The organism is Isorropodon fossajaponicum endosymbiont JTNG4, from assembly GCF_016592615.1.
Classification (GTDB): domain Bacteria; phylum Pseudomonadota; class Gammaproteobacteria; order PS1; family Pseudothioglobaceae; genus Ruthia.
Genome location: NZ_AP013043.1, coordinates 975,986 through 994,582, shown reverse-complemented (window position 1 = coordinate 994,582; position 18,597 = coordinate 975,986). Strand labels below are relative to the sequence as shown.

The following is an 18,597-nucleotide window of genomic DNA, read 5'->3' as shown; positions in this document are numbered from 1 at the left end:
CCGGTATGATTTTTATATAAATCGTGCTATTAAAAATAGCTGAAACAGTAAAGTTGTTTGGTCCAGCTCAAATCTTATAATTTCTTGTAATTGTAGACATAGATTTTTTGTGGATCGGGGTGGTGATATTTTTTATTTTATTGATTACTAATACCGTTAGGAACATGTCCTGTAGGTACGTATTGGGAGGCTGATTGGCAGTGTTGGTGCTGGTCATCAAAAAAGATATCAGCGCCGAATTCTTTTAAAAATATGCCTTTGTCTAGCCCGCCTAGAAAGAAGGATTCGTCAATACGAATGCCCCATTGACGCATGGTGTGAATAACGCGTTTGTGTGATGGTGCTGAGCGTGCGGTTACTAGGGCGGTTCTGATTGGGTTGTTTGCTGCTGGGAAGGCAGATTGTATTTTTTGTAATGACATTAAAAAGCACTTAAATGGTCCAGCTTTGAGTGCAATGTTGGCTGAGTTTTTTTCATTTTCTGCAAAGGCTTCTAAGCCTTTTTCTTGGAAAATTCTCTCTGATTCATCTGAGAAAATAACGGCATCACCATCAAAGGCAATGCGCAGTTGAGTTTCGTGTGATTCTTGTGAGCCAGAGCCAATGATTGATGCTGCTGCAAAGCCTGATTCTAAGGCTTTTTGTACATCTTGATAATTGCTTGATAAGAACAAATCTGCTTCAAATGCACCCACAAGATTGTGCGTACTTTCACCACGAGTGAAGGCTGCTTTTGAAATGTTTAAGCCGTAATGTTCAATGGAATTAAAAATACGCAGGCCCGTGTCAGCACTATTGCGTGAAAGCAGAATGACATCAATGGGGTTTTTTTTGGTGTTGAGTGCGAGTAACTTTTTAACTAGCGAAAAACCAACCCCAGGTTGTAAAACAACCTCTTCATTTTCTTCTTGATGTTTGGCGTAAGCCTCAACCCCTTGCCCTTTAAAGATTTTGTGCGATTCGTCAAGATTAAATAAGGCCCTTGACGAAATGGCAATGACCAATTTGTTTTTTGTTTGATTTTTTTTTACAGTGTTTGCCATGATTTTCCTTGGTATTTATTTAAGCAATAATCCATCCATTTGTCGATAAAAGTATTTAACTCCAATTGTATATTCATATTATAGCATTGTGCTAAATATGGGTGAACGCGATTAAGGGTGGTTTGATTGCATACAGAGGTGACTTCTAATAATTGTGCGTCAAAGTAGATTTTAAATTTGATGTCTGGTTTGTTGATGTTGCCAGTGTCAGATTTGGGTTTGTGTGTTAGTGTGAAAACACCTGTCTTCTACAATAAGGTGTAAGTCGTTTTCGCTATTGTGCTTAATGACACAATCATCAGAGGTTTGCTTTAATAGTGGCATAAGTTTTAAATTTTTTTGATAGTTAAATTCAAACAACTGCGAAACTTGGATGTAAGTTTTTTGTCTCTTGCTGATTGTATAAAGATTATAAAAAATGTTGTTCTATATCCATTGTGTGTCAATTGTTAGTTGTCCATTATCATGCAGCGTGTAATGGTTAAAGCCAATCCTAGTTTCATTGTTAAATTGTAAGGCAGTTGATGGGCATGAAATAATTTTTACTCCCAATCTGCTAAATTCAGCTGCTTGATGCGCATGACCAAATAGTATGGCTTGTATTTTAGGGTATTTATCAAGCATGTTAAACAATGCCTTTGGGTTTTCTAAGGACAGTGAATCATCCCAAGCGCTATTCATTGGTACGATCGGGTGATGCAAGACAATGAGTATATGTTTGGCAGTTGATTGCGCTAAACTAAAGTCTAGTTTTATGAGTTCATCTTTGGTTAAAAATCCACTGGTTTTTGATGTTTGCACTGAATTTGCACTGATAATTGCCCATTTTCCAAGTGTGAATTGGCTGAATAAATTTTTAGAAAAAATAGCATTCAGATTGTTATTAATGTCATGATTGCCAGATATAACTAACAACCTTGTTTGGACAGGAGAGAGTATTTGTTGTAAAGTTTTGTAAGCGGTGATTGTGCCATTGTGGGTAAGATCGCCACTAATTAATAAGGCATCGGTATTGATGTTGATGATTTTATTGATAATTTTTTTTAAATTGACATGGGTATTAATACCCATAGCGTGTTCAACATCATCAATATGGCAATCACTAATTTGAATAAAACTGTGGCTCATAGGGCATTGATAAAGGTCACTCGAGAACTAACACCTGTTAGTAGTTCATAAGCAATGGTAGCGCTATGTTTTGCAATGGTTTCGATACGTAACTGCTGATTACCCCAGAGAATTACATTATCTCCAACACTGACATTAACGTTACTTATATCAACACAAATTAAATCCATTGATACGCGACCTGTAAGTGGGCATAAGGTGTTATTAACTAGTACAGGTGTGCCATTTTTAGCATGGCGCGGGTAGCCATCGCCATAGCCAATGCCAATAGTTGCTATGGTTGTTAGTTTGTCAGTTATCCAAGTAGCACCATAGCCAACTGAATCACCAGCTTTGATGGTTTTAATTGACATAATTGGCGCTGATAGTTGCATAACTGGTTTAAGATTGTGATCAATAGTGTCAAAAGGAGAAACACCATACAACATAATGCCAGGGCGAACATAATCAAAGTGTGAGGCTGGATTTGACAAAATTGCAGCAGAATTTGCCATTGAACGCTTGATAGTAGGGCGTGTTGATTTTTTAAACTCAAAGAGTTGGAATTGATTCATTGGGTGGTTAATTTCATCAGCACAAGCGAAATGACTCATGACACATTGGATGTTAACCAGTGGGTTGTTTTCTAGTAACTTTATACAATCAAAGTATTCACTAGTTGATAAGCCTAGTCGATTCATGCCTGTGTTAATTTTTATCCAAATATTGATAGCTTGTTTGGTGTTGCTAATAACGGGCAGTTGAGTTTTGTCGTGTACCATAATTTGGCAATTTAGTTTAATGGCTTGTTGTAGTTCTTGGTCTTTAATGACGCCTGATAGAAGTAAAATTGGCTTACTTGTTGTTTTTCGTAATTTTTCTGCTTCCAAGATTTCACTAACACCTAACAAATCAGACTGATTAATAATTGGGTTAATTAAATCAATATGGTGACCATAAGCATTGGATTTCACCATAGAAACTATTCTAGCATTAGGCGAATTTTTTTTTACAATTGAGAGATTGTGTTTTAATGCTGATTGCGAAATTGAGGCAATGGCGTGCATAGGTAAGGTCTTTATTAAAAAGGCTCTTGGTCAAAATCAGCCATATTATGAGCATAAGCTGTGTCTATTTGCTCATCAACCATGTCGTGAAATTGGTCCTCGTTAGCTAAATCTTCAAATCGTGCATATTCGCCAATAAAAGCTAGTTTAATTAGCCCGGTAGCACCGTTTCTATGTTTGACAATTTTTAAATCTGCCTTGCCAACCTCTTCTGGGTTTGAATAGGTGTCATCATGATATTGTTGGTCGCGATAGATAAAACCAATAATATCAGCATCTTGCTCAATTGAGCCTGATTCGCGTAAATCAGACATTTGTGGCATACGACCTTTACCAGCTTTAGGGCGTGATTCAACAGCACGATTAAGTTGTGACAAAGCAAGCACAGGTACGTTAATTTCTTTGGCCAAAGCTTTGAGTGAACGGGAAATTTCAGAGATTTCTTGCACCCTATTTTCACTTTTTCCATGTACGGTCATCAGTTGTAAGTAATCTACCATAATTAGTGCCAAGTCAGGATATTGGCGTTTTAGCCGCCGACATTTTGCGCGAATTTCTGTTGGTGTAATGGAAGGGGTTTCATCAATAAGAACAGTGGATTTTTCCAAAGCTAATACGGCATGATTAAAGCTGTTCCAGTCAGTTTCAGTCATGGTGTTGCGTAGTTTTGAGCCTTCAATGTGGCCAAATGATGAAATCATACGCATTACTAACTGTTCGGTTGGCATCTCTAAACTAAATACTGCAACTGGTTTAGGCTCTTTAGCAGTAATAGCAACGTGCTCAATAATGTTCATTGAAAGAGCAGTTTTGCCCATAGAAGGGCGTCCGGCGATGATAATTAAATCACCATTTTGCAAGCCAGAAGTTAATTTGTCTAATTCGCTAAAGCCAGTTTCTAAACCACTTATACCACTAGATTCTTGCATTTCGTGTACGCGATTGACAACATCTTTAATAATGTCTTTTACATTGGTAATGTCTTGTTTTCCACGAGTCACCTGTTCGGCAATTTCAAATATTTTTTTCTCAGAAAGATCAATAAGCTCCTGAACCTCCATTTCTTTTGGGTGATAGGCGGTGTCAGCAATTTCGTGACTAACAACAATCAGTTGACGATAAACTGATAATTCACGTACGTGTTTAGCATAGGCTTCAATGTTAGAAATACTGGGGGTGTTTTCAGCAATTTGGGCTAAATAAACAAAGCCACCAATGGTTTCTTCAGAGCCTGTTTTTTTAACTTGCTCTTTAACCGTAAGAATGTCAGCAGGTTGGTCGTGTTGCAATAGGGTACTAATGGCATTAAAAATAATTCTATGCGAGGCGTTGTAAAAATCTGCCTCGGTTAAAATATCTGCAACACGATCCCATGCTTCATTGTGTAGCAATAAGCCACCTAAAACAGATTGCTCTGATTCGATTGAATTGGGTGGTATTTTGGCGTTTTTGATATCCATTGGATTTTAATTTTAACGCACAATGAACAATGAGTTGGCTTTTTACGCTTTTTGAGAGGCCTCAATAACAACTTTAATACTCACTGTAATATCTGTATGCAAATCAACACTAATTTCATACTCACCTGTATGGCGAATTGCCTCAGGCATGTTGATATTGCGTCTTTCAACTTCAAAACCGCTTGTTGCCAGGCTTGTTTGAATGTTAGTGGTATTGATAGAGCCAAACAATTTGCCCTCTTCATCTGCATGAACTTGAATGGTACAAACAGTACCTGTCATCTTAGCCTCAATCGCTTGTGCATTTTTAAGTGTTTCAGCTTCGCTAGCTTGTAGCCCGGCTTTAATCAATTCAAATTCAGCCAAGTTTGTTTTAGTTGCAGGCTTAACTTTACCTTGAGGAATTAAAAAGTTACGAGCATAGCCCGCTTTAACATTGGCTAAATTGCCTAAGTTGCCTAATTTTTGGATTTTTTCTAATAAAATTACTTGCATGATAGACTCCTATTTCTTGTGCTTGTCAGTATAAGGAATAAGGGCTAAAAATCTAGCTCTTTTAATGGCGGTTGTTAGTTGGCGTTGAAATTTAGCACTGGTGCCTGTCATTCTTGATGGTGTGATTTTCCCACTTTCATCAATGTTTTTAAGTAGTGTATCAACATCTTTATAATCTATTCTTGTAACGCCTGCTGCCGTAAAACGACAAAAAGTGTTAATTTTAATTTGAGGTCTACGTTTTCTTTTTACTTGTTTGGCCATTATGATTTCCCCTTTTCTTTGTCTTTATTAACCATCATGATTGAAGGTGTGGTGATTGCTTTATCTTCAGAAGTGACTAAATTTCTAAGAATAGCATCATTAAAACGAAAATTATAATTAAGTTTATTAAGCACTTCTTGGTCGCACTCAATATTCATCATTAAGTAATGTGCTTTATAAATTTTTTTGATTGGATAGGCTAAATGTTTACGCCCCCAGTCTTCCTCTCTGTGAATTTTGCCACCACCAGTGGTGGTAATTTCTTTGTACTTGTCCATCATTGTGCCTACCTGAGCTGATTGGTCAGGGTGGACAATAAGTGTAATCTCATAATGTCTCATGAGTTGTATCTCCTTATGGTTATTATAGTAGCTTGGAACACCGCGCCCTCAAGCAAGGAAGGGATATTTTATACTAGTTATTTGTTTTTAACAATCGTTTAACGTTATATATTGCATGAAAAAATCTTTTACAGATGGATTTTGTTAAAACTCAGTTAATTTATTATCTTGTGTTTTTATTTTGTTTAAACAACTAACCATTGCTAAATTTTTCATCATTTTAATTTTGCTAAGTACGGTAATTTTTGCTGTGTATTTAAGTCATTTAAGCCAGTTACTTGATGATGCGTTTTCTGACAAGGTAAGCACAGATACTTTGAGTTTTGAGCAGCAGCTGAAAGTGATGATTAATATGCTTTTACTGATGGAAGACCAATCATTTTTTGAACATTCTGGTGTAGATTTTAAAGAAATTAGCAGGGTTGTTCGTGATTATATATTTTATGACAAGCCGCTTCGCGGGGCGAGTACCATAACGATGCAGTTAATCAAAAATACCTTACTAAATAGAGAGCGAAGTTTGGGGCGAAAAGTCAAAGAAGCATTGATGGCATTATTATTGGAACATTCGTTTGATAAAAAATTCATACTCAATCGTTATATAAATACTGTGTATTTAGGTCAAAAAGGCAATATAAGTATTCATAGTTTTACCAATGCTGCTCGGTTTTATTTTAATAAAGATCTAGTATTGTTATCATTAGAAGAAATGGTCATGCTTGTGGCTTTGGTTAAAGGCCCTGATTACTACCATCCAGTTAGGCATTCGTTAAGGCTGCTTAAACGCAAGCAATTGGTTTTATCTATCTATCATAAGTTTGAGAAAATTGTAAAATAGCAAAATGATGAATTTATTAGCAATTGATACGTGTACTAATACGTGCTCAGTGAGTCTACATACTCAAGGTGAAACATTTTCTCGTTTGGTTCAAGGTGTGGAGAAAAGTTCAGGTTTAATATTATCACTTTGTGATGAGATTTTTGAGTTGGGTCAATTATCACCATCTGCCTTGGATGGTATTATTTACACCAAAGGCCCTGGTGCTTTTACAGGAGTAAGGATGTGCGTTAGTGTGGTTCAGGGTATATCATTGGCACATAATATTCCGACAATGGGGTTTTCAACACTTGAGTTGCTTGGATTTGGTGCGTTTAAAAAATACAATACTAACAAGATTGCGATTGCACTTGACGCGCGTATGAGCGAGATATATTGGGGTATTTATCAAAATCAAGCCCTATCTAAAGAAAGCTTACAAAAGCCTAATGAGGTGGATACACTTGGAAAAGATTTTATTGGTGTGGGCAGTGGATGGGGTGCTTATGAAAATGAACTTATTCAACAAACAGGTATTAACACTTATATTGCCGATTTTTATCCAAAGGCTGAAAACCTTATAGCGCTTTACTTAATCTATGTTAACAAAAACATCAATTTTAGCAATAAGTTAGCATTGCCAACTTATTTACGTAATAATGTTGCACATAAGTCGCTAAAATAATGTGTTTTATAAGTTTAAATAACTAACAGGATTGGTTTATGTGGAAATGGATTCAAGCGTTTGCTTCGCCTAAAAACTTCTATCAAATTAGTCAAAAAATCATCCCTTGGTTTTTATTTCCTTTTATTGTTTTAGCTCTGGTTGGTTTGTACTGGGGATTGATTGTGGCACCCATTGATTACCAGCAAGGTGAGAGTTATCGCATTATGTTTATTCATGTGCCTGCTGCATGGATGAGTACGTTTATTTATTTGGTATTGGCGATTTCGGGCGGTATTGGTCTGATTTGGCAAATTAAATTAGCATATGTGGTTGCCAAGGTGTCAGCACCCATTGGGGCGGCGTTTACTTTTTTAGCTTTGGTTACTGGCGCAGTTTGGGGCAAGCCGATGTGGGGCACTTGGTGGGTGTGGGACGCGCGTTTAACTTCAGAGTTAATTTTGCTGTTTTTGTATTTGGCTTATATGTCACTTAACAATGCATTTGACAACCCTAAAACCGCATCTAAGGCCTCTTCAGTGTTGGCTATTGTGGGCTTGGTTAATTTGCCTATTATTCATTATTCGGTTAAGTGGTGGAATACATTACACCAAGGAGCGTCAGTCAGTGTTAGTAAAGTGACCATTCAAGATGCTGATATGTTGATCGCACTATTATTAATGGGTATGGCATTTAAGTTTTTATATGGTGCGCTTATGTTGATGAGGGCTAGAGATGAGGTGTTGGTGACAGAGCAAAACTCTAGTTGGGTTAAAAAAATAATTATGGAGTATAAACAGTGACCTTAGCAGAATATTTTTCTTTTCTCCCGTATGGAAAGTATGCCTTTTATATTTGGTTTTCTTATTTGACAACCTTGATTGTGATTGCAACTTTATTTATACGCACACGTTCTATCCACAAAAATGCAATCAAACAGTTGCGCATTAAATATTTAAGAGAAGGATAATTATGACAAAACGACAAAATAGAATGACATTGGTTGCTTTACTGGTAATAGGTGTGAGCTTGGCAGGTTATTTCGGCTTAAAAGCCTTTAACGAAAATTTATTGTACTTTTTTTCCCCTACTGATGTTACCGAAGGCAAGACGCCAAAAGGTAAAAGCTTTCGTTTAGGCGGTATGGTTACTAAGGATAGTGTTAAACGTGACGGCATTAGAGTTACGTTTGATGTTACCGATTATGCCAACACCTTTCGTGTTAATTATTCAGGGATTTTGCCTGATTTATTTAAAGAAGGTCAAGGTATTATTACAACCGGTTCTTTAATTAATGGTGTTTTCATGGCAACTGAAGTGCTCGCCAAGCACGATGAGAACTACATGCCACCAGAAGTGGCTGATGCATTAGAAAAAGCTAAAAACAAACAATGAAAAAATTTCTACCTCTAGTTTTATTTGTTGTATTGGCTGGATTTTTATATATAGGTCTTGGGCTTGATCCTAAAAAATTGCCCTCGCCTTTGATTGGTAAAACATTTCCAAATTTACAAGTTGAAGACTTTAATACTGCTGAAATTTATGCTATTCAAGATAAATTACAAGGAAAAATATCTCTGGTTAATGTTTGGGCCTCTTGGTGCGTTACTTGTAGAGCAGAGCACGAAATGCTCATGCAAATAGCCAAAACTAATTCATTGCAAATATTGGGTATCAATTATAAAGACACCAAAAAGGATGGCAACATTTTTTTAACCAGACTTGGCAACCCGTATGATTCAATTGTATTTGACCAATTAGGCAAACTTGGCCTTGAGTTAGGCGTGTATGCCACGCCTGAAACTTTTATCATTGACCAACAAGGCATTATTCGTTTTAAGCGTATTGGTGAATTAACGCTGCGAATTTGGGAAAGGCAAATTTTGCCACTAATTAGCCAACTAAAAAATAGCACAAGATAAAATCTAGTATATTTTTTATCAAAGTCCATTGACAGTGCTGATATTTAATGGATAATTCAACCGAAGTTTAATTTAAAGCTTGATATTTTTTTAATCAAAATAAGATTCACACACAGGAGAATAAAGTCAATGAATAAGTCAGATTTAGTTGCAGCAATTGCACAAACTTCCAATTTAACAAAAGCAGATGCAGCTCGTGCATTGGATGCAATGACAGGCGCAATTACCTCAGCATTAGCCAGTGGTGATAATGTAGCCATTACAGGTTTTGGTAGTTTTGTTGTTCGTGATCGTGCAGCACGTACTGGTCGCAATCCTCAAACGGGCGAAGCAATCCAAATTAAGGCCTCTAAAGTGCCTGCATTTAAAGCAGGTAAATTACTTAAAGAATCGGTTAATTCTTAGGATTTTTAAGTATAATGTGCCCGGTACTTCCACAGTACTGGGTATTTTTTTTTGGGCGCTTAGCTCAGTTGGTAGAGCATCGCCCTTACAAGGCGAGGGTCACAAGTTCAAGTCTTGTAGCGCCCACCAAAAAAAAATTCGGAGCGGTAGCTCAGCTGGTTAGAGTGCCTGCCTGTCACGCAGGACGTCGCGGGTTCGAATCCCGTCCGCTCCGCCATAACTTTTCTTTGTTATGGCTTCCGATTTATCCAACATTCGAATTTTAAAAACATAACAAAACCCATGTAAGAATACAAAGGTTTTCGTTTATAATTCCTGTTTTTTATTAAAAAAATGGTTTTTTAGATTATTAATCGATTAGCCGTTAATACATATCATTATGCTAGGTTCAATTAGAAACAAAACCAAGGGCTGGGTCGCTTATTTAATCGTTGGTTTGATTACCATTCCTTTTGCTTTATTCGGCATTAGTGAATACTTCATTGGTGCTTCAAATATTATTATTGCTTCTGTTGATGGTACTGATATCTCGAAGGAAGAATTTCTTGCAGAATTTAACCCACAAAAAAGACGCCTGCAACAAGAACTAGACAAAAAATATGACACAGAATTTGATGCTATGCTCAAGCAATCTATTCTTAATCAAATGATTGATAGGCGCTTACTTGAGCAATTATCCAGTGAATTGTCGTACGAAACAACTGCCAGTGAACTTAACGCTATTATTCAAGCCAATGATTTATTTAAAGAAGAAGGACAGTTTTCATTAGAAATGTATAAGCAATTATTGAGGCTTAATGGCTATACAACAGCAAAATATGAGGCGATAAAGTTACAAGAATTAACCCAAACTCAAATCAAATACAATTTATTAGATTCTGCTTTTGTAACGCCATCACAGCTTGTAAGATTACAAAAATTGAACGATCAACAGAGACAGTTTAGTTATATTACTATTCGGGCTGATGATTATGTTAAAGAAGTTAAGGTTGACGTACAAAGTGTTAAAGATTTTTACAATAACAAAAAGGCGTTATTTTTCGCACCAGAGCAAGTAAAAATAGAATTTATCGAACTGTCATTAAGTGAAATTTCAAAAAATATTAAAGTAAGCGATGAAGAATTACTTGCTTTTTATGAAGATGAGCAAGAGCGCTTTACCACAGAAGAAGAAAGGCAAGCACAACATATTTTGCTTGAAGATGAATCAATTGCGCAAAAAGTTATCACCCTATTAAACGGTGGTGATGATTTTGCCAAGCTTGCTGAACAATACTCTCAAGACACAGGCTCTAAAGCTGATGCGGGAGATTTAGGCTTTTTTACTCGTGGTGTTATGGTGCCGGAATTTGAGAAAAAAGTATTTGCTATGAAGCTTGGTGAAGTTAGTGATTTGGTTAAATCTGAGTTTGGTTATCACATTATTAAACTTAACAATATTAAAGCTAAAACACTTAAACCATTTGATTTAGTTAAATCAGAATTACTTGATTTATACACTCAAGCACAGGCACAAAAGGTGTTTTACAGCTTAACTGAACAATTAGCCAACTTGGCTTACGAGGCAAGTTTAGAGGAAATTGTTGATCAAATGGATTTAAAGCTTCAGGTGAGTGATTTTTTTGACAGAGCCAACACTCAATTAAACCAAAAAATTGTTGCTACTGCATTTAGTGATGTGATTCTTAACAAAAATGAAAACTCAGAAATTTTAGAATTATCAAAAGATAAATTAATGGTTATCCGTGTGCGAGAAAAATTAGCACAAAGACAAAAACCCTTTATTGAAGTTGAATATGAGATTAATGCACATTTAACGACACTACTGGCCAAAACTTTTGTTGATAATCTTGCTAAGAATGTTGTTGATTTATTGGCTCATAATGATAAAGACACACTTAAAAAATTAATGAATAAGAGCAAACTTAAATGGCATCATGTTAATTGGGTGAAACGAGATTCTAGCAAGGTTGAGAGGGTTATTATCAATAAAGTGTTTGCATTGGCTAAACCAACTAATGGCAATTCTAGCTATAGCGCTCAAGACTTGGATGGGAGTAATGCGGTTGTAATCAAATTATCAGGTGTTAAAACGACAGATGCAAAGGCAGTTAACACTACTCTTGAAAGGTCTTTATTAAGTTTTGAGTCAAATGAGGTATTTGCAAATATCCTTGAAACGCTTAAATCTCAAGCAAAAATTAAAATTTTTAGTAAAAATTTATAATCTAGAATTAGTTATTTGCTTTAATTTTTTTTTTAACTTTTTAAACATAATTATATTCTTATAATATAATTTAAAGAATCTTTAAAACAGCAACCTTTTGTTAGTCTCTATAGGTTTTTAGAGATATCAGTAGACAATAAAAAACCCTGTATTTTTTTAGGAGGAAGGGTTTATTTGATGGGCACTTGTTTTTATTTATTAGTTTGGACCCTTATCATAAAAGTTATAACCAGAATCAATATAAGTGACTTCACCAGTGATGCCTGAGGCTAAATCAGAACATAAGAATGCAGCAGCATTGCCCACTTCTTCAGTGGTTACGTTGCGTTTAAGTGCAGAACTGTCTGCAGCATAATCAAGCAGTTTGTTAAAATCCTTAATACCAGATGCCGCTAAAGTTTTAATTGGTCCTGCTGAGACTGCATTAACGCGAATGCCTTTTTCAGGTCCTAAGGCTGCTGCCATGTAACGAACATTAGCTTCAAGTGAAGCCTTAGCCACACCCATTACATTGTAATTTAGAATGGCGCGAATACTGCCTAAATAACTGACTGTTAATAAAGCACCATTGTCATTAAGCATGGAATAAGCGGCTTTTGCAAGTGCAGTAAAGCTGTATGAACTAATATCATGCGCCGTGGCAAAATTTTCACGAGTGGTTGCTTGGATATAGTTACCATCTAATGCTTCACGTGGTGCAAAGGCAACTGAATGAATGATGATGTCAAAATTATCCCAATAAGTTTTTAATTCTTTAAAGGTTTTTTCAATGCCTTCATCACTAGCAACATCACATTCAATAACAATGGTTGAGTGGCAAGCTACAGCGCATTTATCAACTCGTTTTTTAAGTCTTTCACTTTGATAAGTAAGTGCGATCTCACAGCCTTGATTAGCCATAGCTTGTGCAATGCCCCAAGCAATAGAGCGATTTGATGCAACACCAACAACAAGTGCTTTTTTTCCAGTTAAGAAGCCCATAAATCTCCAATTTTGTTATTTATAAAAAATAAATTATAACCTACACAACACCTATAATGACTAACTGTTTCTTGCTATTATTATTTTACAAATGTTAGATATTTTCTTAACGCCTATTCGAGCGCTTAGAATGCGCTATATCCCTATACTATTGATTTATTTTTCTTATGGTAGTAGTGTTTTTACTGCTATTGCTGAGAATTTTTGGGTGAAGGATGCTTTGGACATGTCAGCATCTGACTTGGCCGAGCTTGCTGTATGGCTGACAGTCCCGTGGACTGTTAAGATGATTTTTGGGCAGATGGTCGATAGTATTAAAATTTTTGACTCTAATCGAAAGTCTTGTGTTTATATCGGCGCTATTCTAATTGCACTGAGTTCTGTACTTATGATTACTGTTGTTGGTGATTACGCTATTGTGCAGGGTTTTTCTAAAAAGTTTATTTATGTGATTGCCAGTATCATTGCCATTGTAGGATTTGTCATACAAAATGTGGTTGCTGATACCATGACAACAGAGGTTGTTGATAAATCTCAAAGTCAGGATAAAATTAATCAAGAACTTGCCACGATTCAGGTTTTATCAAGGCTTTCATTAGGATTGGCTATTTTTTTAACGGGTTGGATTGGCGGTGAATTGGCCGATGTTTTTAGTGATAATCGTGAAGCGGTATTTATGATTGCCTTATTTGTGCCTTTGTTGTCAATTTTAGGTGTGAGCTTGGTTAAATTGAATACAGTTACCATTTCACCTGTGAATAAACAAGTGTTATTCGGTGGTTTGGTATTTGCTATTTTTATTGTGCTAATGGGATATAACGATGTGCCTTATTCGCAAGAAATTGTCTTTATTGTTTCTCTTGGCGTGGTTCTGTATTTACTTCGAGGGTTAATTAATGATTTGGATACTCGAACCATTAGGCATATTAAAATGGCAATGATTGTTATTTTTGTTTATCGAGCCATGCCATCAGTGGATACTAGTCTTAGTTGGTGGCAAATTGATGTACTTGGCTTTGATGAGTCTTTTTTTGCTAAGTTGTCTGCTATTGGTGGTGGTATTGCACTTGCTGCTGGTGGTTTACTCGCCAAATACTTAAACAAATTTTTTGTTGTCAGTAGAAAAATTATTACAGATGGTGTTGTCACTAGTGTACAAAATTACACAGAGCTCGGTGGTTTGCTTTGGATTGTTATTGGTACATGGTTTGTGATACCCATTGCTGTTATATTAAAATTTAACCCAAATAAAGCGTGAAAACAAAACATTATTTTTTATTAGTTGTTCTACTAGTTGTTCTTGATCAATTAACAAAATTGTTGGCTTATGAATATTTAGGCATTGGTAACTCGATTGCTATTAATGAATTTTTGTCACTTACTTTTGCTCATAATTATGGTGTAGCATTTAGTTTTTTGGCTGATAGTGGCGGTTGGCAACGTTATTTTTTATCAAGTGTTTCTGCACTTGCCAGTATTGTTATTAGTGTTTGGATATTAAAAACCCCTTTAAAGCATCGGTTTAAACTTATCAGTTTGGTGCTAATTTTGTCAGGCGCAATTGGCAATATGATTGACCGAATTGCCAATGGCTTTGTTGTTGATTTTATTGATTTTCATTACTCTGGATTTAATTATCCAATTTTTAATTTTGCTGATGTTTTTATCAGTATTGGTGTGATATTATTAATCACAGTGGATTTGAAAAAATGAGTGATTGTTTGGTGATTGGTGGTGGTGTTATTGGCATGATGAGTGCGAGAACATTAGCAATGGCAGGTGCTAGTGTCACCTTGCTAGACCAGCGTGAGTGTGGCAAAGAGTCATCTTGGGCGGGTGGTGGCATTATTAGCCCACTGTACCCTTGGCATTATGATGATTTGACCAATGAATTAAGTTTTGCCTCACAAGCAGTGTATGCAGATTTATGTTTGCAAATTTTTGAAGATACAGGCATTAACCCGCAATATATTCAATCTGGCTTGTTAATGATGAATGAATATGACTCGTTATTAGCGACACAATGGATGGATAAATACAACATTAACTACCAACATCATGCTGATGGCGCATTGTTTATCAATATCGCTCAGGTTCGAAATCCAAGATTATTACAAGCCTTGAAGGTTGATATTTTAAATAAAGGCGTGAATATCATTGAGCATGCTCAGGCAAATGATTTATTGATAAAAGACAACCAAGTGATTGGTGTAAAAACCAAAAATAAAGATTATTTTGCACAGGACGTTGTTGTTTGTTCTGGCGCATGGAGCTCAAAATGGCTAAAACTTACTGATGAGGTTTTTCCGATGAAAGGGCAAATGATTGTTCTAAAATCAACCAAGGGCGTGGTAGAGAATATTGTGCTAGATCAAGGCAGGTACATTATCCCAAGGGCAGATGGGAGGATATTGGTGGGCTCTACCATGGAAAATGTTGGTTTTGATGGTCGTACTGATATTGGTGTGAAAAAATCACTCCATGAATTTGCTTATCAAAGGTTTCCAGCCCTACTTAATGCAAAAATTGAACACCACTGGGCTGGCTTTAGACCAGCGAGCCTTTCTGGTAAAGTTATACTGGGCAGGCATGAGCAATTTGAGCATTTATTAATAAATACTGGGCATTTTCGTAATGGCTTAAATATGGCACCTGCCAGTGCAGATAAAATTAAACAACTGATTATCAATGCATAAAATAATCACTTTTTTGTCATTCTTTGCTTGTGCTTTAATTGTCAATGCGCAGTTAATTAAGGTTTCAGCGCAAGGAAATATTCTTAAAAGCGACGCTAAAAATCATCGGTGTGTACTTGATCAGCAATCTAAGTTGGTATGGGAGGTTAAATTAAGCGATAAAGGATTGCAAGATACGAACAACACCTATACTTGGTTTGATGCTAAATCAGGGGTTGATAATGGTGACTATAGCCATCATTGCCATTGGGGCAAAAATTGCAATACTCAAGCGTTTATTAAGGCGTTAAATATAGTTAAGTTATGTAAACAAAGTGCTTGGCGCTTACCCAGCGAGTCAGAACTCAGAACTTTATTGATTTATGGCGATGATGATTTGCTTATCAATCCGGATTTTTTTCCAAACACCAAGCGTAAATCTTACTGGAGTGCAGACGAGCAAGATGTTGATATCGCAATTGACGTGCCATTTTTCTATGGTGGTAGTAAAAGTTCTGACAAATCTTTTGATGCTCATATTCGAGCAGTGAGCGATGCTTACTAGAACAATAGACCAAGATTTATTTGATGCATATTCAGATGATATGCCTACTTTTTTAAAGAAAATTTACGCCGCTCGTGGTATTAATGAGTCGTACTTGTCTTTGAGTCTTAACCATCTTTTAAAACCTAATTTTCTCCAACTAGATGTCGCACTTACTTTACTTGAACAAGCCTTAGTTAATCAAAAACGTATTTTAATTGTTGGCGATTTTGATTGTGATGGAGCAACTGCATCTGTTGTAGCAGTTAAGTCATTGCGCATGATGGGGGCAAAATTTGTTGATTTCTTAGTGCCTAATCGTTTTGAGCATGGTTATGGTTTGAGTGAGGAAATTGTAAAATTAGCGATTCAAGAAAAACAACCAGATTTGATTATTACGGTTGACAATGGCATTTCAAGTTTTGACGGAGTAAAACTGGCAAAATCATCAAATATTCAAGTGATTATCACTGATCATCACTTGCCCAGTAAAGCCCTGCCACAAGCAGATGCCATTATCAACCCTAACCTTAAAGGTTGCGAATTTTTAAGCAAAAATTTAGCAGGCGTTGGTGTGTGTTTTTATTTGTTTTCAGCTTTTAAAACTCATTTGATTAAGTGTGATTATTTTACCAATCATAAAATCACCCTGCCAGATTTGCGAAATGTGCTGGATTTAGTTGCACTTGGCACAGTCGCTGATGTCGTAAAACTTGACCAAAATAATAGAATTTTGGTTGACCAAGGTATTAAGCGTATCCAGCAAAAAAAATGCGCCCCTGGTATTTTGGCACTACTGGAAATCTCAAATCGACCAAGTGCCACTTTGCGCGCTAGTGATTTAGGTTTTTCAGTCGCACCTCGCCTAAATGCAATGGGGCGTTTAAGTGATATTTCCCGTGGCATTAAATGCTTGTTAACTGAAGATATTAATGATGCTAGGCGCTACGCTCAAGAGTTAGAGGTGTTCAATCAACAGCGCAAACAAGAGCAAGCTCGTATGCAAGACCAAGCACAAGCTATTGTTGATGCGCAAGAATTATCTAGTACACAAAAAGACACAAGCAGTGATAGGTTTGCCATTAGTTTATTTGACCCCTCTTGGCATGAGGGCATTGTCGGCATTGTCGCTGGCAAACTTAAAGAGGATTATCATTGTCCAGTTGCGGTATTTGCCCAATCAGGTAGTGACTTAAAAGGCTCTATTCGTTCTATTCCTAGTGTACATATTAAAGATTTGTTAGATTTAGTAGATAGACAAAACCCTGATTTAATTTTAAAATTTGGTGGCCATGCTATGGCAGCAGGGTTAAGTATCAAGTCTGAAAACTTCACTGATTTTAAGCAAGCTTTTGCAAATGCTATTCAAGCCCATTTAGACAATCAAATGCCCAAAGTTGAATTATTAACTGATGGCGAATTAGAAGTATTTGACTTGTCTTTAGACAACGCACAATTATTAGTTGATGCTGGACCTTGGGGTCAAGGGTTTGACGAGCCAATTTTTTATGGTGAGTTTGAGTTGGTTGAGCAAAGAGTGGTTGGTGAAAAACACTTAAAATGCCGATTAAAACTTACAAACAATAACACTGTATATGACGGCATTGCATTTTTTCAAGTACCTGTTAAGGACACGAAAGTACAAATTGCCTACAAACTGTCCATTAATGAATGGCGAGGTAGCACTTCATTACAACTTATGATTGAACAAATTCACAATATATAATTAAACCATAAACCATAAAATCCATTCTCCCAAAACCGCACAAGACTTATTCCCCAATCGTTTTGTTTTCAACGACAAACTCAAAAAATGGATTCCTGGGGGTTTGGAGGTAACAATCATTGAAGGGGTTTCAACCATTATTGGTGGTGGAACTCCATCTACGAAAATAGAGGAATATTATTGTAAGAACGGCATTGCTTGGTTATCCCCTAAGGATTTATCTAATTATGGTTGGAGGTATATTGAAAAAGGCAGGGTTGATATTACAAGATTAGGATTGCAAAAAAGTAGTGCAAAATTAATGCCAAAAGGAACAATTTTGTTTTCATCACGAGCACCGATAGGCTATATGGCAATAGCAGAAAATGAAATATGTACTAATCAAGGTTTTAAGTCTTTAGTGCCAAATAAAAGCATCCTTACTGAATATTTATTTCAATTTCTAAAGTTTAATACAGAGCAAATAAAGAACATTGCCACAGGTTCAACATTTGCAGAAATTTCTAGCACTATGCTGAAAAATATTTTAATCATTAAACCACCAACAAAAATATTAGGATATTTGGAATTAAAAGTAAAATTAATAAATAATCAAAACCTTTTAAACCAAAAACAAACTCAGGTTCTAATAAAATTGCGTGATACACTACTACCCAAACTAATATCATTCTTAATAACTATCATGAACTTTTAGACAGGCTTAATTATGAAGAATCTTTTGAAAGTGCAAAAGAAGCCTTGTTTGACATTTTAAGAAACATTGAGTTAGAAAAATTAAGCAAAGAATAAAAAATATTTCTTGATAAATTAAATATTTTGCAAAATATAAATCAATTTGCAATTGACAAAATGGAACAAG

23 protein-coding genes and 2 tRNA genes are annotated in these 18,597 nt (G+C 36.0%); 16 read left to right on the top strand and 9 right to left on the bottom strand.

Annotated elements, in window-relative coordinates; genetic code table 11:
• Positions 1-137: 137 nt before the first annotated feature.
• From CVFO_RS05900 to rpsF, 8 genes are all read right to left on the bottom strand, one after another.
• Positions 138-1,043 (bottom strand): 5'-nucleotidase, encoded by a 906-nt coding sequence (locus CVFO_RS05900; protein ID WP_201339154.1) that lies wholly within the window; start codon positions 1,041-1,043, stop codon positions 138-140.
• On the bottom strand, positions 1,028-1,225 hold the full coding sequence (locus tag CVFO_RS09510; protein ID WP_425352128.1) for a DUF1249 domain-containing protein: 198 nt from the start codon (positions 1,223-1,225) through the stop codon (positions 1,028-1,030). The genes CVFO_RS05900 and CVFO_RS09510 overlap by 16 nt, the downstream gene beginning before the upstream one ends.
• 244 nt (positions 1,226-1,469) lie before the next feature.
• The gene (locus tag CVFO_RS05890; protein ID WP_201339153.1) at positions 1,470-2,171 is read right to left on the bottom strand and encodes a metallophosphoesterase family protein; all 702 of its coding nucleotides are present in this window, start codon (positions 2,169-2,171) and stop codon (positions 1,470-1,472) included.
• A complete protein-coding gene (gene alr / locus CVFO_RS05885) occupies positions 2,168-3,217 on the bottom strand; it encodes an alanine racemase (protein ID WP_201339152.1) in 1,050 nt (349 codons plus the stop codon). Before alr ends, CVFO_RS05890 begins: the two co-directional genes overlap by 4 nt.
• A gap of 14 nt (positions 3,218-3,231) precedes the next feature.
• Positions 3,232-4,677 carry a replicative DNA helicase gene (gene dnaB / locus CVFO_RS05880; protein WP_201339151.1) on the bottom strand — a complete coding sequence of 482 codons (1,446 nt, stop codon included), beginning with the start codon at positions 4,675-4,677 and terminating at the stop codon, positions 3,232-3,234.
• A gap of 42 nt (positions 4,678-4,719) precedes the next feature.
• Positions 4,720-5,172, bottom strand: a complete 453-nt coding sequence (gene rplI, locus CVFO_RS05875) for a 50S ribosomal protein L9 (protein WP_201339150.1) — start codon at positions 5,170-5,172, stop codon at positions 4,720-4,722.
• A 9-nt stretch (positions 5,173-5,181) separates the two neighbouring features.
• Entirely contained in the window at positions 5,182-5,436 is a 255-nt protein-coding gene (gene rpsR, locus CVFO_RS05870) for a 30S ribosomal protein S18 (RefSeq protein WP_201339149.1), read from the bottom strand.
• Positions 5,436-5,777 carry a 30S ribosomal protein S6 gene (gene rpsF, locus CVFO_RS05865; protein WP_201339148.1) on the bottom strand — a complete coding sequence of 114 codons (342 nt, stop codon included), beginning with the start codon at positions 5,775-5,777 and terminating at the stop codon, positions 5,436-5,438. Before rpsF ends, rpsR begins: the two co-directional genes overlap by 1 nt.
• 181 nt (positions 5,778-5,958) lie before the next feature.
• Here rpsF and CVFO_RS05860 point away from each other — a divergent pair, with 181 nt between their 5' ends.
• From CVFO_RS05860 to CVFO_RS05815, 10 genes are all read left to right on the top strand, one after another.
• On the top strand, positions 5,959-6,615 hold the full coding sequence (locus tag CVFO_RS05860) for a biosynthetic peptidoglycan transglycosylase (RefSeq protein WP_225879229.1): 657 nt from the start codon (positions 5,959-5,961) through the stop codon (positions 6,613-6,615).
• Between the two features lie 4 nt (positions 6,616-6,619).
• The gene (tsaB, locus tag CVFO_RS05855; RefSeq protein WP_201339147.1) at positions 6,620-7,279 is read left to right on the top strand and encodes a tRNA (adenosine(37)-N6)-threonylcarbamoyltransferase complex dimerization subunit type 1 TsaB; all 660 of its coding nucleotides are present in this window, start codon (positions 6,620-6,622) and stop codon (positions 7,277-7,279) included.
• Between the two features lie 38 nt (positions 7,280-7,317).
• On the top strand, positions 7,318-8,061 hold the full coding sequence (locus CVFO_RS05850) for a heme ABC transporter permease (RefSeq protein WP_201339146.1): 744 nt from the start codon (positions 7,318-7,320) through the stop codon (positions 8,059-8,061).
• Complete coding sequence (ccmD, locus tag CVFO_RS09140; protein ID WP_201339145.1) at positions 8,058-8,228, top strand: heme exporter protein CcmD; 171 nt, start codon at positions 8,058-8,060, stop codon at positions 8,226-8,228. The genes CVFO_RS05850 and ccmD overlap by 4 nt, the downstream gene beginning before the upstream one ends.
• Positions 8,228-8,653 (top strand): cytochrome c maturation protein CcmE, encoded by a 426-nt coding sequence (gene ccmE / locus CVFO_RS05840; RefSeq protein ID WP_201340420.1) that lies wholly within the window; start codon positions 8,228-8,230, stop codon positions 8,651-8,653. Before ccmD ends, ccmE begins: the two co-directional genes overlap by 1 nt.
• Complete coding sequence (locus tag CVFO_RS05835; protein WP_201339144.1) at positions 8,650-9,180, top strand: DsbE family thiol:disulfide interchange protein; 531 nt, start codon at positions 8,650-8,652, stop codon at positions 9,178-9,180. The genes ccmE and CVFO_RS05835 overlap by 4 nt, the downstream gene beginning before the upstream one ends.
• A 129-nt stretch (positions 9,181-9,309) precedes the next feature.
• The gene (locus CVFO_RS05830; RefSeq protein ID WP_201339143.1) at positions 9,310-9,585 is read left to right on the top strand and encodes an HU family DNA-binding protein; all 276 of its coding nucleotides are present in this window, start codon (positions 9,310-9,312) and stop codon (positions 9,583-9,585) included.
• A gap of 53 nt (positions 9,586-9,638) precedes the next feature.
• Positions 9,639-9,714: transfer RNA gene (locus tag CVFO_RS05825), tRNA-Val, on the top strand.
• Positions 9,715-9,725: 11 nt separating this feature from the next.
• A tRNA-Asp gene (locus CVFO_RS05820) sits at positions 9,726-9,802 on the top strand.
• Between the two features lie 162 nt (positions 9,803-9,964).
• Entirely contained in the window at positions 9,965-11,812 is a 1,848-nt protein-coding gene (locus tag CVFO_RS05815; RefSeq protein ID WP_201339142.1) for a SurA N-terminal domain-containing protein, read from the top strand.
• Between the two features lie 198 nt (positions 11,813-12,010).
• Here the strand turns inward: CVFO_RS05815 and CVFO_RS05810 are convergent, their stop codons facing one another.
• Entirely contained in the window at positions 12,011-12,793 is a 783-nt protein-coding gene (locus CVFO_RS05810) for an enoyl-ACP reductase FabI (RefSeq protein ID WP_201339141.1), read from the bottom strand.
• Between the two features lie 91 nt (positions 12,794-12,884).
• Between CVFO_RS05810 and CVFO_RS05805 the strand changes: the two genes are divergently transcribed.
• The 6 genes from CVFO_RS05805 to CVFO_RS05780 all read left to right on the top strand — a co-directional run bounded on the left by CVFO_RS05805 (position 12,885) and on the right by CVFO_RS05780 (position 18,432).
• Positions 12,885-14,051, top strand: a complete 1,167-nt coding sequence (locus tag CVFO_RS05805) for an MFS transporter (RefSeq protein WP_201339140.1) — start codon at positions 12,885-12,887, stop codon at positions 14,049-14,051.
• Positions 14,048-14,506, top strand: a complete 459-nt coding sequence (lspA, locus tag CVFO_RS05800) for a signal peptidase II (protein ID WP_201339139.1) — start codon at positions 14,048-14,050, stop codon at positions 14,504-14,506. The genes CVFO_RS05805 and lspA overlap by 4 nt, the downstream gene beginning before the upstream one ends.
• Positions 14,503-15,489 (top strand): NAD(P)/FAD-dependent oxidoreductase, encoded by a 987-nt coding sequence (locus CVFO_RS05795; RefSeq protein ID WP_201339138.1) that lies wholly within the window; start codon positions 14,503-14,505, stop codon positions 15,487-15,489. The genes lspA and CVFO_RS05795 overlap by 4 nt, the downstream gene beginning before the upstream one ends.
• A complete protein-coding gene (locus tag CVFO_RS05790) occupies positions 15,482-16,033 on the top strand; it encodes an Lcl C-terminal domain-containing protein (protein ID WP_201339137.1) in 552 nt (183 codons plus the stop codon). Before CVFO_RS05795 ends, CVFO_RS05790 begins: the two co-directional genes overlap by 8 nt.
• Positions 16,023-17,738: a single-stranded-DNA-specific exonuclease RecJ gene (gene recJ, locus CVFO_RS05785; RefSeq protein WP_201339136.1), complete on the top strand. Its 1,716-nt coding sequence runs from the start codon at positions 16,023-16,025 to the stop codon at positions 17,736-17,738. Before CVFO_RS05790 ends, recJ begins: the two co-directional genes overlap by 11 nt.
• Before the next feature lie 103 nt (positions 17,739-17,841).
• Positions 17,842-18,432, top strand: coding sequence for a restriction endonuclease subunit S (locus tag CVFO_RS05780; RefSeq protein ID WP_201339135.1), 591 nt, complete (start codon positions 17,842-17,844; stop codon positions 18,430-18,432).
• Positions 18,433-18,597 lie beyond the last annotated feature (165 nt).

What these genes read in the sequence shown, in the direction of transcription:
- CVFO_RS05900 (WP_201339154.1), bottom strand. Translation starts at nt 1,043, where the DNA reads ATGGCAAACACTGTAAAAAAAAATCAAACAAAAAACAAATTGGTCATT.
- CVFO_RS05795 (WP_201339138.1), top strand. Translation starts at nt 14,503, where the DNA reads ATGAGTGATTGTTTGGTGATTGGTGGTGGTGTTATTGGCATGATGAGT.
- CVFO_RS05830 (WP_201339143.1), top strand. Translation starts at nt 9,310, where the DNA reads ATGAATAAGTCAGATTTAGTTGCAGCAATTGCACAAACTTCCAATTTA.
- tsaB (WP_201339147.1), top strand. Translation starts at nt 6,620, where the DNA reads ATGATGAATTTATTAGCAATTGATACGTGTACTAATACGTGCTCAGTG.
- alr (WP_201339152.1), bottom strand. Translation starts at nt 3,217, where the DNA reads ATGCACGCCATTGCCTCAATTTCGCAATCAGCATTAAAACACAATCTC.
- CVFO_RS05835 (WP_201339144.1), top strand. Translation starts at nt 8,650, where the DNA reads ATGAAAAAATTTCTACCTCTAGTTTTATTTGTTGTATTGGCTGGATTT.
- CVFO_RS05890 (WP_201339153.1), bottom strand. Translation starts at nt 2,171, where the DNA reads ATGAGCCACAGTTTTATTCAAATTAGTGATTGCCATATTGATGATGTT.
- dnaB (WP_201339151.1), bottom strand. Translation starts at nt 4,677, where the DNA reads ATGGATATCAAAAACGCCAAAATACCACCCAATTCAATCGAATCAGAG.
- CVFO_RS05805 (WP_201339140.1), top strand. Translation starts at nt 12,885, where the DNA reads ATGTTAGATATTTTCTTAACGCCTATTCGAGCGCTTAGAATGCGCTAT.
- rpsR (WP_201339149.1), bottom strand. Translation starts at nt 5,436, where the DNA reads ATGGCCAAACAAGTAAAAAGAAAACGTAGACCTCAAATTAAAATTAAC.
- rpsF (WP_201339148.1), bottom strand. Translation starts at nt 5,777, where the DNA reads ATGAGACATTATGAGATTACACTTATTGTCCACCCTGACCAATCAGCT.
- CVFO_RS05815 (WP_201339142.1), top strand. Translation starts at nt 9,965, where the DNA reads ATGCTAGGTTCAATTAGAAACAAAACCAAGGGCTGGGTCGCTTATTTA.
- CVFO_RS05850 (WP_201339146.1), top strand. Translation starts at nt 7,318, where the DNA reads ATGTGGAAATGGATTCAAGCGTTTGCTTCGCCTAAAAACTTCTATCAA.
- recJ (WP_201339136.1), top strand. Translation starts at nt 16,023, where the DNA reads ATGCTTACTAGAACAATAGACCAAGATTTATTTGATGCATATTCAGAT.
- CVFO_RS05810 (WP_201339141.1), bottom strand. Translation starts at nt 12,793, where the DNA reads ATGGGCTTCTTAACTGGAAAAAAAGCACTTGTTGTTGGTGTTGCATCA.
- rplI (WP_201339150.1), bottom strand. Translation starts at nt 5,172, where the DNA reads ATGCAAGTAATTTTATTAGAAAAAATCCAAAAATTAGGCAACTTAGGC.
- CVFO_RS05790 (WP_201339137.1), top strand. Translation starts at nt 15,482, where the DNA reads ATGCATAAAATAATCACTTTTTTGTCATTCTTTGCTTGTGCTTTAATT.